This window comes from Acidiphilium sp. PM, from assembly GCF_000219295.1.
GTDB lineage: Bacteria > Pseudomonadota > Alphaproteobacteria > Acetobacterales > Acetobacteraceae > Acidiphilium > Acidiphilium multivorum.
In genome coordinates this window covers 1-625 of the sequence record NZ_AFPR01000605.1, presented here as the reverse complement: position 1 = coordinate 625, position 625 = coordinate 1, and the positions used below count along the sequence as shown (strand labels likewise).

Below are 625 nucleotides of genomic sequence, written 5' to 3'. Positions count from 1 at the left end.
AATGCTCTTGCGAAAGACGTTGCGCCGTATCTCGGCAGTACGCGCCGCCTTGGCCGCCTCGGGATCCAGCTCGATCGCCTCGGCTTTGACGCCCAGCCGGCGCACCAGGCTCTCGAACCGCCCGCCTTCGCTGGCGGCAAAGTCGGTCCATTGGCCAGTGGTGGCGTTGACCGAAACCGTCCAGCCTTCCCCTCCGCGCCATGTCGCTTGCAGCCGCAACCGGCCGCCGCTGGTCCGGTAGGGCACACCGGCAGCATCAAGCGCCGCCGCAACATCGATCGCCCGTGGTTCGGCAGGCTTATCGTCAGCCGCCGGGCCACGCGGCGGCACCGCCGGTTCACCGCCCCGCGCAATATCCGCCTGCCAGTCGGCCGCCAGCGCCGCATCCAGATCATACGCGGCCGCCTCCTCCATCGGGGGCTGCGCAAAATCATCTGGCCAGGGCGGCGGGCCATCGGCGGCACTTCCCAGCTCGCCTAGCGCCGCCGCTTCGGCCGCAAGGGCCGCGTCGCGATCCTCCGCCTCGTTCGCCTCAACAGCCTCTGGCGCTGCGGTCTGCGGATTGGCCGAAGGCGACGCCTCCACGGGCGCGGCTGGCAGATCAAGTCCGTCAGCCCGTTTGCCG

The 625-nt window shown here is 70.4% G+C and carries 1 pseudogene; it reads right to left on the bottom strand.

From position 1 onward, the window contains the following. Positions 1-625 (bottom strand): annotated as a pseudogene (locus APM_RS19370) (AAA family ATPase); the annotation flags it as partial.